The sequence below is a fragment of the Psychroflexus aestuariivivens genome (assembly GCF_004010055.1).
In the GTDB taxonomy this organism is placed as follows: domain Bacteria; phylum Bacteroidota; class Bacteroidia; order Flavobacteriales; family Flavobacteriaceae; genus Psychroflexus; species Psychroflexus aestuariivivens.
In genome coordinates this window covers 16,094-29,754 of record NZ_RQVT01000044.1, presented here as the reverse complement: position 1 = coordinate 29,754, position 13,661 = coordinate 16,094, and the positions used below count along the sequence as shown (strand labels likewise).

At 34.6% G+C, this 13,661-nt stretch carries 13 protein-coding genes; 11 read left to right on the top strand and 2 right to left on the bottom strand.

Going from position 1 to position 13,661, the window contains the following annotated elements; all coding sequences use genetic code 11:
- Positions 1-3: 3 nt before the first annotated feature.
- The 9 genes from cysC (at position 4) to rodA (ending at position 10,479) form a co-directional block, all read left to right on the top strand.
- On the top strand, positions 4-600 hold the full coding sequence (gene cysC, locus EIG86_RS07625) for an adenylyl-sulfate kinase (protein WP_127845576.1): 597 nt from the start codon (positions 4-6) through the stop codon (positions 598-600).
- A 2-nt stretch (positions 601-602) separates the two neighbouring features.
- Positions 603-1,508 carry a sulfate adenylyltransferase subunit CysD gene (cysD, locus tag EIG86_RS07620; RefSeq protein WP_127845575.1) on the top strand — a complete coding sequence of 302 codons (906 nt, stop codon included), beginning with the start codon at positions 603-605 and terminating at the stop codon, positions 1,506-1,508.
- Between the two features lie 66 nt (positions 1,509-1,574).
- Positions 1,575-2,831: a sulfate adenylyltransferase subunit 1 gene (locus EIG86_RS07615; RefSeq protein ID WP_127845574.1), complete on the top strand. Its 1,257-nt coding sequence runs from the start codon at positions 1,575-1,577 to the stop codon at positions 2,829-2,831.
- A gap of 69 nt (positions 2,832-2,900) precedes the next feature.
- The gene (locus EIG86_RS07610; RefSeq protein ID WP_127845573.1) at positions 2,901-3,263 is read left to right on the top strand and encodes a hypothetical protein; all 363 of its coding nucleotides are present in this window, start codon (positions 2,901-2,903) and stop codon (positions 3,261-3,263) included.
- Positions 3,264-3,424: 161 nt separating this feature from the next.
- Positions 3,425-4,957: a bifunctional phosphoribosylaminoimidazolecarboxamide formyltransferase/IMP cyclohydrolase gene (purH, locus tag EIG86_RS07605; RefSeq protein ID WP_127845572.1), complete on the top strand. Its 1,533-nt coding sequence runs from the start codon at positions 3,425-3,427 to the stop codon at positions 4,955-4,957.
- Between the two features lie 36 nt (positions 4,958-4,993).
- Positions 4,994-6,022 (top strand): rod shape-determining protein, encoded by a 1,029-nt coding sequence (locus tag EIG86_RS07600; protein ID WP_127845571.1) that lies wholly within the window; start codon positions 4,994-4,996, stop codon positions 6,020-6,022.
- Between the two features lie 9 nt (positions 6,023-6,031).
- Positions 6,032-6,856 carry a rod shape-determining protein MreC gene (gene mreC, locus EIG86_RS07595; RefSeq protein WP_127845570.1) on the top strand — a complete coding sequence of 275 codons (825 nt, stop codon included), beginning with the start codon at positions 6,032-6,034 and terminating at the stop codon, positions 6,854-6,856.
- Between the two features lie 500 nt (positions 6,857-7,356).
- Positions 7,357-9,225: a penicillin-binding protein 2 gene (gene mrdA, locus EIG86_RS07585; protein ID WP_127845568.1), complete on the top strand. Its 1,869-nt coding sequence runs from the start codon at positions 7,357-7,359 to the stop codon at positions 9,223-9,225.
- A 3-nt stretch (positions 9,226-9,228) separates the two neighbouring features.
- Positions 9,229-10,479: a rod shape-determining protein RodA gene (gene rodA, locus EIG86_RS07580; protein ID WP_127845567.1), complete on the top strand. Its 1,251-nt coding sequence runs from the start codon at positions 9,229-9,231 to the stop codon at positions 10,477-10,479.
- 13 nt (positions 10,480-10,492) lie between these two features.
- On the opposite strand, the gene rimM is transcribed toward rodA, so the two are convergent.
- Together rimM and EIG86_RS07570 are read right to left on the bottom strand one after the other, a co-directional pair.
- Positions 10,493-11,032, bottom strand: a complete 540-nt coding sequence (gene rimM / locus EIG86_RS07575; protein ID WP_127845566.1) for a ribosome maturation factor RimM — start codon at positions 11,030-11,032, stop codon at positions 10,493-10,495.
- 11 nt (positions 11,033-11,043) lie between these two features.
- Positions 11,044-11,595, bottom strand: a complete 552-nt coding sequence (locus tag EIG86_RS07570) for a 30S ribosomal protein S16 (RefSeq protein ID WP_127845565.1) — start codon at positions 11,593-11,595, stop codon at positions 11,044-11,046.
- A 232-nt stretch (positions 11,596-11,827) separates the two neighbouring features.
- On the opposite strand from EIG86_RS07570, the gene EIG86_RS07565 reads away from it, so the two are divergent.
- Positions 11,828-12,625 (top strand): DUF6252 family protein, encoded by a 798-nt coding sequence (locus EIG86_RS07565; protein ID WP_127845564.1) that lies wholly within the window; start codon positions 11,828-11,830, stop codon positions 12,623-12,625.
- A gap of 6 nt (positions 12,626-12,631) precedes the next feature.
- Positions 12,632-13,645 (top strand): pirin family protein, encoded by a 1,014-nt coding sequence (locus tag EIG86_RS07560; protein ID WP_127845563.1) that lies wholly within the window; start codon positions 12,632-12,634, stop codon positions 13,643-13,645.
- Positions 13,646-13,661: the final 16 nt, after the last annotated feature.

Sequence of the window (13,661 nt, the reverse complement as noted above, 5' to 3'; positions counted from 1 at the left end):
AATATGAGTGAAAATATAGTTATACACAATTACGATGTAAGCCGTGAGCACAGAAATAAGCGAAATGGAAATCCTTCATTTGTGCTTTGGTTTACTGGTCTGTCAGGTTCTGGTAAATCCACAATAGCCAATAAAGTTGAGCAAGCCTTATTTGAAAAACAGATGCAAACCTATAGTCTGGACGGCGACAATATCAGAAGCGGAATTAATAAAGGACTTGGTTTTACTAAAATTGATAGGCAAGAGAATTTACGCCGAATTGCAGAAGTAGCAAAACTTTTTGTAGATGCCGGCATGATTACTATTGCAGCTTTTGTTTCGCCTTTGAAAAGCGACCGACAACAGGTAAAAGATATTATTGGAGACCAAGATTTTGTTGAAATTTTTGTGGACACCAGTTTAGAAGAATGTGAACGCCGTGATGTGAAAGGACTTTATAAAAAAGCTCGAGCTGGAGAGATTGAAAATTTTACAGGAATTACAGCACCTTACGAAGCACCTGAAAATCCACAAATCAAAATAGAAACCGAGCATACCAGCATAGAAGAAGCTGTTGAGCAAGTTTTGAAATATATAGAAGAAAATTACAGAAATCAATAATTATGAGCACATATTACTTAAATTACCTTGAAGAATTAGAATCTGAAGCCATCTTCATTTTGCGTGAAGTTTGGGCGCAGTTCCAAAATCCAGTGATTCTATTTTCTGGTGGAAAAGATTCAATTTTAGTCACACATTTGGCTAAAAAAGCGTTTCATCCTGCCAAAATTCCATTTGCACTAATGCATGTGGATACAGGTCATAATTTTCCTGAAACCATTCAATTCAGAGATGATTTGGTTGAAAAATTTGGTGTCAGACTTATAGTTGGTTCAGTTCAAGAATCAATAGATCAAGGTAGAGTTGCTGAAGAAAAAGGAAAAAATGCAACTAGAAATGCTCTGCAAATTACGACTTTGCTAGATGCTATTGAAACGAATAAGGTAGACTGCGCAATTGGTGGCGGTCGTCGTGACGAAGAAAAAGCTAGAGCAAAAGAAAGGTTTTTCTCACACAGAGACGAGTTTGGACAATGGGATCCAAAGAATCAACGTCCGGAGTTATGGAATTTATTAAACGGTAAATATTTTGAGGGCGAACATTTTAGAGCGTTCCCAATTAGTAACTGGACTGAAATGGACGTTTGGAATTATTTAACCAAAGAAAAAATCGAAATTCCTTCCCTTTACCTTGCACATGATAGAGAAGTTGTACGTAGAAATGGCTCTTGGATTCCAAATTCAGAATATTTGAAACTGGAAGAAGGCGAAGAGATTGTTACCAAAAAAATCAGATTTAGAACGCTTGGTGATATTACAATTACTGGTGGAATAGAGTCTGATGCCGATACTATGGAAAAAATTGTAGAAGAGGTATCAACTATGCGTGAGACAGAACGCGGAAATCGTACCGACGACAAACGTTCTGAAACTGCTATGGAAGATCGAAAAAAAGAAGGTTACTTCTAGAATCTTATTACAAACATCAATTCATGCATCTTATAGATGTAAAGTTAAATCCAAGACAAAATAATTATGAAAATAGATAAAAATCAATTACTAAGATTCACCACCGCCGGAAGTGTGGATGATGGTAAGAGTACACTAATCGGCAGATTATTATACGATTCCAAATCAATTTTTGAAGATCAAATTGCTGCAGTTGAGAATTCAAGTAAGCAAAAGGGAATTGAAGGTGTAGATTTGGCAATGTTTACTGACGGACTCAAAGACGAAAGAGAACAAGGAATTACAATCGATGTAGCTTACCGCTATTTCACCACACCAAAACGAAAGTTTATTATTGCAGACACACCTGGTCACATTCAATACACCAGAAACATGGTTACTGGAGCTTCAACAGCAAATGCAGCTGTAATTCTTATCGATGCTCGCCATGGTGTTATAGAGCAAACTAAGCGTCACACATTTATTTCGTCTCTTTTAAATATACCACATATTATAGTGTGTGTGAACAAAATGGACTTAATGGATTATGATGAGAAAGTCTTTAATGATATCGTTAATCAATTTGAAGAATTTTCTTCTAAATTATTGATCAAAGATGTCCGTTACATTCCAATTAGTGCTTTGGAAGGTGACAATGTTGTAAACCGTTCTGAAAAAATGGGTTGGTTTCAAGGTTCACCATTGTTGCATGAATTAGAAACTTTACATATCAGTAGTGATATCAATAAAATCGATGCGCGTTTTCCTGTGCAAACAGTCATTAGACCGCAAAGAAAAGGTTTTGAAGATTATCGCGGATATGCAGGTAGAATATCTAGCGGGATTTATCGTGTAGGGGATGAGGTTACGGTTTTACCAACAGGTTTCACTTCTAAGATAAAATCTATAAATGCTGGTGACCAAGAAATTGAAGAAGCTTTTGCACCAATGTCAGTTGCGATTACATTGGAAGACGATATTGATATTAGTCGTGGCGACATGATTGTGAAAAAAAATAATCAGCCTGAAATGTCACAAGAGTTTGACGTTATGCTGTGTTGGTTGAATAATTCACCTGTTAAACCACGTACAAAGTATACAATAATGCATACTTCAAATGAGCAAAAAGCTTTAATTAAAGAAGTGGTTTACAAAATGAATGTCAACACTTTCAAAAGAGATTCAGAAGACCAAGATTTGAAAATGAACGATATTGCACGAGTGAAAATTAAAACTTCACACCGTTTGATGCTTGACGCTTACCGTGACAATAGAAATACTGGAAGTATTATTTTAGTAGATGATTCAACAAAGGAAACTGTAGCAGCTGGAATGATTGTTTAAATAATTTCCGTTAAATTATTGTTAGAAACAAAATTTCTAGTATTTTTATCAAAATTTAAAATTAATACCATGAAAAAAATAATTACACTTTTGTCGTTTTCATTTTTGCTTTTTGCAGGAATTGGTAACCTAAATGCGCAAGAACAAGAAATATCTAGAGAACAAATTCATAAAGAAAGTAAGGAAATGGCATATCAAATCGTCCAAGAAATGGGATTAGATAGTGATAAGCTTGTTCCTTTACAGAGAGTTATTGCAACTAAAGAACTTGGTATGATGAAGCTTAACCATAGTTTTGAACAAGATTCTGAACTTTATGCTGAATATAAAACACAAGTAGATGAAGAATTTGTCCAGAATTCTAAACACGCTCTAGGAGAAGATAGCTACAAAGATTTTTTAGTCTTATACAAAAAGATGGATAAAAAGTAAAATTTATTACATTTATATTACAAACCTCGGCAAATTATGTCGGGGTTTTTTGTTTTCCTCCTTTCTATTAAAAAAGATTCAATTTCATTAAAATTTAGTTTCGTTTTTTAAAAATAACTTACCAACAAAATCCTACTTTTGCAAAATCAAACTCAATTAAAATGGCTCAGACTAAACAAATTAAATCTGCATTAATTTCTGTATTTCATAAAGAAGGATTATCGCCAATATTAGAAAAACTTCATGAACTGAATGTTCAGATTTTCTCTACGGGAGGCACCGAACAATTTATCAAAGATCAAAATATTCCGGTCACTGCTGTGGAAGATTTGACGTCCTATCCTTCTATTTTAGGTGGAAGAGTGAAAACTTTACACCCTAAGGTTTTTGGCGGAATTTTGCAACGTAGCGACGAAGAAAACGATCAAAAGGAGTTGGCAGAATATGAAATTCCAACTTTCGATCTGGTGATTGTAGATTTGTATCCTTTTGAAGACACAGTTGCTTCCGGAGCAAGTGAGCAAGATATTATTGAAAAAATTGATATTGGAGGAATTTCTCTGATAAGAGCTGCTGCTAAAAATTTTAAAGATGTTTGGTGTGTGTCTTCAAGACAAGACTATAATAAAGTCCTGAATGTTTTAAATGAAAATAAGGGAACTTCCACCTTAGAAGAGAGAAAAAAGTTTGCAGCCAAAGCATTTCATATTTCATCACATTACGACACAGCTATTTTTAATTATTTTAATTTATCTGAAGAATTACCAAGTTTCAAACAAAGTTTTAGTGAAGGACAAAGCTTAAGGTATGGTGAAAACCCACATCAAAAAGGTGATTTCTTTGGTGATTTCGATGCTGTTTTCGACAAACTTCATGGCAAATCTTTGTCTTATAACAATCTTCTAGACGTCGATGCGGCAGTGAATCTGATGTCTGAATTTCAGAATGAAGCACCAACTTTTGCTATTTTGAAACATAATAACGCTTGTGGTTTGGCACAAAGGCAAACTATTTCGGAAGCTTATAAAGACGCTCTAGCCGGTGATCCAATTTCAGCTTTTGGTGGAATTTTAATTTCAAATTCAACAATAGATCAACCCACAGCAGAAGAAATTCATAAGTTGTTTTGTGAAGTTGTAATCGCTCCAGATTTCGATGCTGAGGCTTTAGAGATTTTGAAGCAAAAGAAAAATAGAATATTACTGGTTCAGAAACAATTTAAATTTGAAGACAAACTGGTCAGAACTTGTTTGAATGGCATTTTGGTTCAAGATAGAGATTTCAAAACAGATCAGGAATCCGATTTGAAAACAGCGACCAATCAAAAACCGAATTCAACCGAAATAGAAGATTTGCTATTTGCTTCTAAAATATGTAAACATACCAAGTCGAACACAATTGTTTTAGCTAAAGACAAACAATTATTAGCCAGCGGAACTGGGCAAACTTCTCGAGTAGATGCTTTACATCATGCTATCGAAAAAGCTTTGAATTTCAAATTTGACTTGAAAAACGCTGTTATGGCTAGTGATGCATTTTTTCCGTTTCCAGATTGTGTTGAGATTGCAGGCAATGCTGGAATCACTAGCGTTATTCAACCTGGTGGCTCTATCAAAGACCAATTGAGTATAGATTACTGCAATGAAAATAAAATTTCTATGCTTATGACGGGAACAAGACATTTTAAACATTAATTTAGTAACTTTAGCTGCTCTAATATTAGTAAACCCATGGGATTTTTTGATTTTTTAACTGAAGATGTTGCAATCGATTTAGGTACTGCCAATACATTGATTATTCATAACGATAAAGTTGTTGTGGATAGTCCATCTATTGTTGCCAGGAATCGGCTGACCGGCAAAATAATTGCCGTTGGAAAAGAAGCAGCAATGATGCAAGGGAAAACGCACGAAAATATCAAAACCATCAGGCCGCTGAAAGATGGAGTTATTGCAGATTTCGATGCTAGTGAACAAATGATAAGCATGTTCATTAAGGAAATCCCAGCGCTCAAAAAACGTTTGTTTACACCATCTTTAAGAATGGTAATTTGCATCCCAAGTGGAATTACTGAAGTAGAAATGCGCGCTGTAAAAGATTCAGCAGAAAGAGTCAATGGTAAAGAGGTTTATCTAATCCACGAACCGATGGCAGCAGCTATTGGTATTGGCGTTGATATTATGCAGCCTAAAGGTAATATGATTGTCGATATCGGTGGTGGAACCACTGAAATTGCAGTTATTGCCCTAGGTGGAATTGTTTGCGATAAATCTGTGAAAATTGCAGGTGACGTTTTCACCAATGACATAATTTATTTTATGCGTACTCAACACAACCTTTTTATTGGAGAACGCACTGCTGAAAAAATAAAAATCCAAATTGGCTCAGCTACTGAAGACTTAGAAACTGCTCCTGAAGATATGAGTGTTCAAGGCCGCGACTTGCTAACTGGAAAGCCTAAGCAAGTTGAAATTTCTTTCCGGGAAATTGCTAAAGCTTTAGATAAATCTATTTTGAGAATAGAGGATGCCGTTATGGAAACCTTGTCTCAAACACCACCAGAATTGGCAGCAGATATTTATAATACTGGAATTTATTTAGCCGGTGGAGGGTCTATGCTGAGAGGTTTAGATAAAAGGTTATCTCAAAAAACAGATTTGCCAGTTTACATCGCCGAAGATCCATTAAGAGCAATTGTAAGAGGAACGGGAATCACGCTAAAAGATTTGGAGCGCTACAAGCCAGTACTTCTAAAATAGAGTTAATATATGCAGCAAATCATTGTTTTTCTTATTAGGAATAAGACGGGTTTGGTGTTTATTCTATTATTTTCTGTGGCTTTTGCTTTAACGCTGAAATCACATTCATATCAAAACAGTCGTTTTGTAAGTTCTACAAATTTAGTCACAGGAAGTGTTCTTGAACTTTCAGCAGATATTCAAACTTATTTTGATTTAAAAACTCAAAATGAAATACTTGTTGAAGAAAATAAAAAACTACGACATCAGATTTTTAACTTTAAACCAGAAATAGATACGACTTTAGTCGAATTTCAATTTGAAATGGATTCGCTATATGAGGTTAAAAAATCCAAAGTTATTTCTAATAATTATGATGCTATTGATAATTATATTTTAATTGAAGGCGGCTCAAAAGATAGTATTTTTGAAGATAGTGGCGTTATTTCTAGCCTAGGAATTGTTGGGATTATAGATAAAGTTGGTGCGAATTATTCAAGAGTAATTTCCATTTTGAACACCAATGCTTCAATTAATGCAAAACTAAAAAAAACCAATCATTTTGGAACTCTAACTTGGAATGGTAAAGATCCTAATATCACAAATTTGATAGATGTACCGCGTTCTGCACCTGTCAAACTTGGCGATACAATTACAACTGGTGGTCGATCTTTAGTTTTTCCAGATAATGTAAATATTGGTGTAATTGAAAATTTCGAACTAGATGAAAATGTAGGCTATTATAAGATAGATGTCAAATTGTTTAACGACATGACTAACTTGGGTAAAGTATATGTTATAAGAAATACTAGAAAACCTGAAGTTTTGGAATTGATAAACGATAATAGCGAATAAATGAAAACGTCTCTTTTAAATATTATTCGGTTTATTGTTTTGATATTGATGCAGGTTTTAATCTTTAATCAAATCAATCTTTTTGGTTTTGTAACGCCTTACATTTATCCACTATTGATTTTATTATTGCCATTTAACATCAATTCTGTACAAAAACTTTTTTTAGCTTTTGTTTTAGGGTTATGCATGGATTTTTTTCAAAATAGTGGAGGGATTCACGCTGCAGCGACATTGGTAATTACTTATCTCAGGCCATTTTTTTTGAGATATTCTTTTGGCTTAAGTTATGATTACCAAACTTTAAAATTTTATAACACGCCGTTTCGAGAACGATTAGCCTATATTTCTTTAATGATAATTGTGCATCACTTTGTGTTATTTGCTTTAGAAATATTTAGTTTTTCTCATTTGTTATATTTTTTAGAAAAAACCTTATATTCTTCAATATTTAGTATCTTTTTGATTATAATAATTTTAAACTTAATAAGTAAAGAAGATTGATGAGAAAATTTTTACCTATCATATTAGTCAGTTTTTCAGCTATAATTTTTATGGCGAGGTTGTTTTACCTGCAAATTATAGATGATTCTTATGACGAAGTCTCGACCAATATTGCAGTTAGAAAAGTTTATGATTATCCTCAACGCGGTTATATTTATGATAGAAACGGTGAGCTTTTAGTAGGAAATCAACCAGCTTATGATGTCATGGCGATTCCACTGGAAGTGAAAACTTTTGATACTTTAGAATTAGCGAGTTTACTAAAATTATCTCCAAATCAACTGAAAAAACAATTGGATAAAGCCTGGAGATATTCTCCAAGATTGGCTTCTGTAATTACGCCTCAACTTACCAAAAAAGAATATGCATATCTTCAAGAACGCATGCACAAATATCAAGGATTTTATATTCAAAAACGTTCATTGAGAGATTATAATGTTAAGCATAGTGCTAATATCTTAGGCTATATTGCAGAAGTCAATAACCGAGATATCAAACAAAATCCTTATTATCAATCTGGAGACTTAATAGGAAAACAGGGCGTCGAAGAGCAATATGAAAAGGAATTGCGTGGCGTTCGTGGTGTGAAATATTTTCTAAGAAATATTCACAACAAAAATATCAAGCCGTTTAAAGATGGTGACTTCGATACAATTTCTCAAAAGGGAAATGATTTGACGTTAACAATTGATGCACAACTTCAAAAGTACGGTGAATTATTGATGAAAAATAAACGTGGAGGAATTGTTGCTATAGAACCTTCTACTGGAGAAATTCTCTCTTTAGTTACAGCTCCAACTTACGATCCTGATAAGCTTGTGGGTAGAAAACGCTCAAAAAATTTTACAGAACTTTATTATGATTCGATATCAAAGCCATTGTATAATCGTCCGCTGCAGGCAATTTATGCGCCAGGCTCGCCTTTTAAAGCTTTAACAGGTTTGGTAGCTTTGCAGGAAGGTGTCGTTGATTTGGAAGAAAGCTTTTCTTGCAATGGAGGTTATACCTACGCTAGAGGAGCGCGAATGGGATGTCACCATCATCCAAGTCCAACGGAAATGGTGACAGGAATTGCACATTCTTGCAATTCTTATTTTGCACAAATTTACAGAAGAACCATCGAAAAATACGAAACTCCTCAAAAGGGAATCGATGTTTGGCGCAAACACATGGCGAGTTTTGGTTTAGGAGATTACTTAGGTTACGATTTACCCGTTGGTCGCGCCGGATTGTTGCCAGATGCTGAATACTACAATCGCGCTTACCAATATCCGACTTATAATTGGTATGCATCTGCGACTTTGTCCAACGCCATCGGACAAGGTGAAGTTCTTACCACACCAATTCAGCTAGCCAATGCTATTGCGGCCATTGCTAATAAAGGTTGGTTTTATAAACCACATATTTTAAAATCCATCAATGAGGAATCTATTGAAATGGATAAATACACCACAAAACAACATACAACCATAGATAAGAAACATTTTGATCCTATCATTCAAGGTATGCATGATGTATTTAACTATGGAACTGCTAGATTTTTGCAAGTGCCAGGAATCGAGGTTTGTGGAAAAACTGGTACTTCAGAAAATTATATTAAAATAGACGGTGAACGCATGCAACTTACAGACCATTCTATCTTCGTTGCATTTGCTCCAAAAGATAATCCAAAAATAGCCATCGCAGTTTTTGTTGAAAATGGCTATTGGGGCTCTAGATATGCAGGTAGAATTTCTAGTTTGATGATTGAAAAATATCTGAAAGGAAATATAGAAAGAAAAGATCTTGAAAGTTGGATTCTATCTCATAGTCTGGAAGATGAATATGCCAAACCATACAGCGGCGAACCCTTTGAAATTAATCAATAACTTATGCCCAAAACGCTTTTACAAATCGATTGGTTATCGATTCTCATTGTGGTTCTGCTCATTGTTTTTGGATGGAGCAATATTTATTCTACTACCGTTACAGCCTCAGATGCAGAAGTTTTTGATTTTTCTAAAATCTACGGAAAACAATTAATATGGATAGGTCTAGGCATATTTATCACCATTTTGATTCTTTCCATAGAAGCGAAGTTTTTTGAAAAATTTTCAACTGTAATCTATATTTTTGCGGTGCTTTCACTCGCTGGACTATTCTTGTTTGGTAAAACTATTGCTGGACAAACAGCATGGTATTCATTCGGTTCTTTCAGTATTCAGCCAGCTGAATTTGTCAAAACTGCGGTAGCTTTGGTTTTAGCTAAATATCTAAGCGAAATCAACGTTGATTTGAAAAAATTCAAAAGTCAAATTAAAGCCGCAGGCATAATTGCAATCCCTTTTCTGCTTATTATGCTTCAGCCTGATGCCGGTAGCGCATTGATTTACTTGGCTTTTATAATCCCACTTTATAGAGAAGGTTTACCACATTGGTATATTGTATTTGGCTTTTTAGTCGCGATTATTTTTATTTTAACCTTGAAGTTTGGATTTGCAATTATAGCACCGATTATTTTCAGCATAGCTGTACTTATTTTCCTTATTAATAGAAAAAATAAACCTAAAGTTTTCATTTACCTACTCGTAACTTTCCTATGTATAAGTTTTTCTTATTCCGTCAATTTTATTTTGAATGATGTTTTGTTACCACATCAAAAAGATAGATTCGATGTTTTGATAGGTGAATCTAATGATATTAAAGGTTCTGCTTTCAATCTTTATCAAAGTGAAGTTGCTATTGGTAGCGGTGGATTATGGGGAAAAGGTTGGCTTAAGGGTACACAGACTCAAGGTCGATTTGTGCCGGAGCAACACACAGATTATATTTTTAGTACAGTAGGTGAGGAGTGGGGCTTTTTGGGGACTAGCTTCGTTGTAATTTTATTCGCTTCACTGATTTTACGATTGTTTTATCTTGCTGAGCGTCAGAAATCACAATTCAATAGAGTTTATGGTTATTGTGTGTTTTCAGTAATTTTCCTTCATTTTTTTGTCAATATTGCCATGGTTATTGGGTTATTTCCAACCGTTGGCATTCCATTGCCTTTCTTTAGTTATGGAGGTTCAGGATTATGGGGTTTTATTATTTTGATTTTTATTTTTTTGAAACTGGACGCAAAACGAAAAAGCCTGAATTAACTTTAAAAGGAAATTAGGAGTTTGAATCACCTCTGTACATGTCAATCAAACCTTCTGGTGTAGTAAAAGTAATGGTTTTGTTAGGCTTATCTATTTTTTTTATAAACCGATCATTAACTGGAATCAATATTTCATCACCATTGTTTTCAATAACAAAAAGTGCTTGTGGTGTTTGGTCATTCACAAATTTGATTTCACCGATATCGCCATGAACTTCATCTATGGCTTTAAAACCAGAAATTTCGTGATAATAAAATTGATTTTCATCCAGTTCTGGAAGTTCCTTCAGCGGCAGAAATACATCACGCTTCAGCAAATCATCAGCATCAGCTTCAGAATCAATATCTTCAAGCTTGACACGAAGTAAATTGCTTTTCTGTAAGTTAGATTGTTCAATAAAAAAAGGAATCAATTTATTGCGGTATTCCACAAAAATTGATTCCAATTTTTCATAACGCTCAGGTTCGTCGGTATCAAGTTTGATTTGCAACTCACCTTTAAAGCTAAATTTACTTACGATGTGTCCTAGATAAAAACACTCACCTTTGGTCATCGTTAAAAAATTTAGGCGTCTTTCTTTTCTTCGTCCTCAGTTGCTTCTTCAGCATTTTCTTCTGCTTCAGCTGCAGCAGCGGCTTCTTTAGCTTTTGCCTCTTCTTCTTCCTGAGCAGTTTTAGCTTCAGCTTCGCGTTTAGCGTTTACTTCTCTTTCCGCTTCTAAAGCTTTTTGCTTTTCTGCTTCTTTAGCTTTAGCAGCTTTTTCTTCAGATGTAGATATTTTATCTTCTTTTTCAGATAACCAAGCTTGGAATTTCTTCTCTGCTTCTTCTTCTGTTAACGCTCCTTTGTCAACACCTGCTAAAAGGTGTTTTTTCATCATAGCGCCTTTGTAGGATAAAATCCTTTTTGCAGTATCTGTTGGTTGCGCACCATTTCTTAACCATTTTACAGACGCATCTACGTCCAATTCAATGGTGGCTGGTTGCGTTACAGGATTATAAATCCCTAATTTCTCTAGGTATTTACCATCTCTTTTAGAACGGACATCCGCAGCTACTACCCAGTAAAAAGGTTTTCCTTTTTTACCGTGTCTTTGTAATCTTATTTTAACTGGCATAAAAAATTAAATTTTGAGGTTCTCGACCCCGATTATTAATAATGAAGCGCAAAAGTAATATTTATTTTTGTGATAAAATTATTTTGTATTCAAATATTTTAGAATCAATACAATATCACATTAATGCCATAAATCTTCTCCGTTAAAATTCATTCAAATTGAATTATATTACATATTCAAACTCATGTTAAAATTTTTGTATTAAATTTGTTCACTCAAAAGGTAATAATTTATGAAAAAGTTTATGTTTATAAGCCTTATGGCTTTAGGGCTAATATCTTGTGGAGATGATATTGAAACAAATAATCCAATTATTCAAGGTGAAGTCAATGGTCAAGTTTTCAGAACGGGTGACGTATCTGCCAGTATAACTAATAACGACGGATTGCAAATATCAGCTCGTTCATTAGACCGTGTCAGACTAAGAACTTCCGCTTCTAGCGTAGGTATTTATAATGTCGAAGATAATGGGAATCAAGCTCGTTTTACCCGTGATGGAGTAAATTATACTGCTTCCGGAGAAGGTGCTGAAGGCATTATTGAAATAGAAAAAGTAGAAAATGGAGAAGTCTCAGGTAATTTTTATTTCAATGCAGAATTAGAAGGAAGCGAAGAGGTTATAAACTTTTCTAGAGGTGTGTTTTTTGGCGTGCCAATTACTAATTCAACACCCGAAGAGCCTGAAGATCCTGAAGAAGATGAATTTAATGCTACTATAAATGGTGAAAATTTTAATGTTTTTCAGACCACAACTACTACTAGTGATGATATAATTAATATTGTTGCAGGAGCGATGCAGGGCAGCAGTATAAATTTAGTTTTCCCAGCTTCTTTAGAAACTGGTGAAAGCGCATTTGAAGAAAACGAAAATATTACAGGAAGTTACTTGAATATTGAATCAGGAGCTTCTAATGCTACAACAGGAATACTTAATATAGAAGAAACTTCTGAAACTAGCATATCTGGTACATTTAGTTTTACCACAGAAAATGGCGACGAGATTGCAGGTGATTTCGTTATTGTTTTATAAAAAACAATGGGGGGAATCATAAAAATTCGAGAGCTAGGATTTCAATGGGAAACCCTTGATCCGTTTATGTTTTGTGCTTTCCATCAAGATAATTTCCCTAAAGGCGAATCAAACTTTGGACCAGCAAAAGAATTGTTGAAAGATCGATTTTTAGGAAATGATTTCCAGAAAAAAGACGGCTGGAGAATGTATCACGGAAAAAATATTCCTGGATTTCCATATCATCCACATGCTGGATTTGAAACCGTTACTTTAGTTGAGGAAGGATTTGCCGATCATTCCGACTCACTCGGTGCTAAAGGAAGATTTGGCGAAGGTGATGTCCAATGGATGACTGCCGGCAAAGGTGTTTTGCATTCAGAAATGTTTCCTTTGCTGAACCAAGATAAACCAAATCCACTTTTATTATTCCAAATTTGGTTGAACTTACCTAGAAAATCCAAAAAAGTTGAACCACATTACAAAATGCTTTGGTCTGAAGAAATCCCCATCGTTTCTATTGAAGATGCTCAAGGTTTGAAAACTAAAGTGAAAATCATAGCAGGAGAATTCAACAATACAAAAGCCATCACAACAACTCCAGATTCTTGGGCGGCAGATGAAAATAATAACGTCAACATTTGGCGTATTTCTATGCCTGCTAATGCGGAATTTGAACTTCCAAAAGCTACTGACGAAGCCCACAGAATGTTATTTTTTTATGAAGGCGAATCTATAAATGCAGATGGTTTTGAAATTCCATCAGCGCATTCCTTACAATTAGATGCCAGCGAATCTTTGAAAATTAAAAACGGCAACAAAAATGCCGAATTTCTTTTACTAAATGGCAAACCAATCGGTGAACCTGTCGTACAACAAGGACCATTTGTTGCCAATACCAGACCAGAAATTCAAGATATTATTTCTGAATTCCAACAAACACAGTTTGGAGGCTGGCCATGGCCTGAAGCTGAACAAGTACATGCTGAAGATAAAGGTAGATTTGCTAAACATGCCGACGGTAAAGTTGAAAAACCTTAAATCGTCGATTATCTCT

Bases quoted from the DNA above. Each gene is read 5' to 3' on its own strand.
- EIG86_RS07615 (WP_127845574.1), top strand. From the start codon at position 1,575: ATGAAAATAGATAAAAATCAATTACTAAGATTCACCACCGCCGGAAGT.
- EIG86_RS07600 (WP_127845571.1), top strand. From the start codon at position 4,994: ATGGGATTTTTTGATTTTTTAACTGAAGATGTTGCAATCGATTTAGGT.
- rodA (WP_127845567.1), top strand. From the start codon at position 9,229: ATGCCCAAAACGCTTTTACAAATCGATTGGTTATCGATTCTCATTGTG.
- cysC (WP_127845576.1), top strand. From the start codon at position 4: ATGAGTGAAAATATAGTTATACACAATTACGATGTAAGCCGTGAGCAC.
- mrdA (WP_127845568.1), top strand. From the start codon at position 7,357: ATGAGAAAATTTTTACCTATCATATTAGTCAGTTTTTCAGCTATAATT.
- EIG86_RS07610 (WP_127845573.1), top strand. From the start codon at position 2,901: ATGAAAAAAATAATTACACTTTTGTCGTTTTCATTTTTGCTTTTTGCA.
- EIG86_RS07560 (WP_127845563.1), top strand. From the start codon at position 12,632: ATGGGGGGAATCATAAAAATTCGAGAGCTAGGATTTCAATGGGAAACC.
- EIG86_RS07570 (WP_127845565.1), bottom strand. From the start codon at position 11,595: ATGCCAGTTAAAATAAGATTACAAAGACACGGTAAAAAAGGAAAACCT.
- rimM (WP_127845566.1), bottom strand. From the start codon at position 11,032: ATGACCAAAGGTGAGTGTTTTTATCTAGGACACATCGTAAGTAAATTT.
- cysD (WP_127845575.1), top strand. From the start codon at position 603: ATGAGCACATATTACTTAAATTACCTTGAAGAATTAGAATCTGAAGCC.
- EIG86_RS07565 (WP_127845564.1), top strand. From the start codon at position 11,828: ATGAAAAAGTTTATGTTTATAAGCCTTATGGCTTTAGGGCTAATATCT.
- purH (WP_127845572.1), top strand. From the start codon at position 3,425: ATGGCTCAGACTAAACAAATTAAATCTGCATTAATTTCTGTATTTCAT.
- mreC (WP_127845570.1), top strand. From the start codon at position 6,032: ATGCAGCAAATCATTGTTTTTCTTATTAGGAATAAGACGGGTTTGGTG.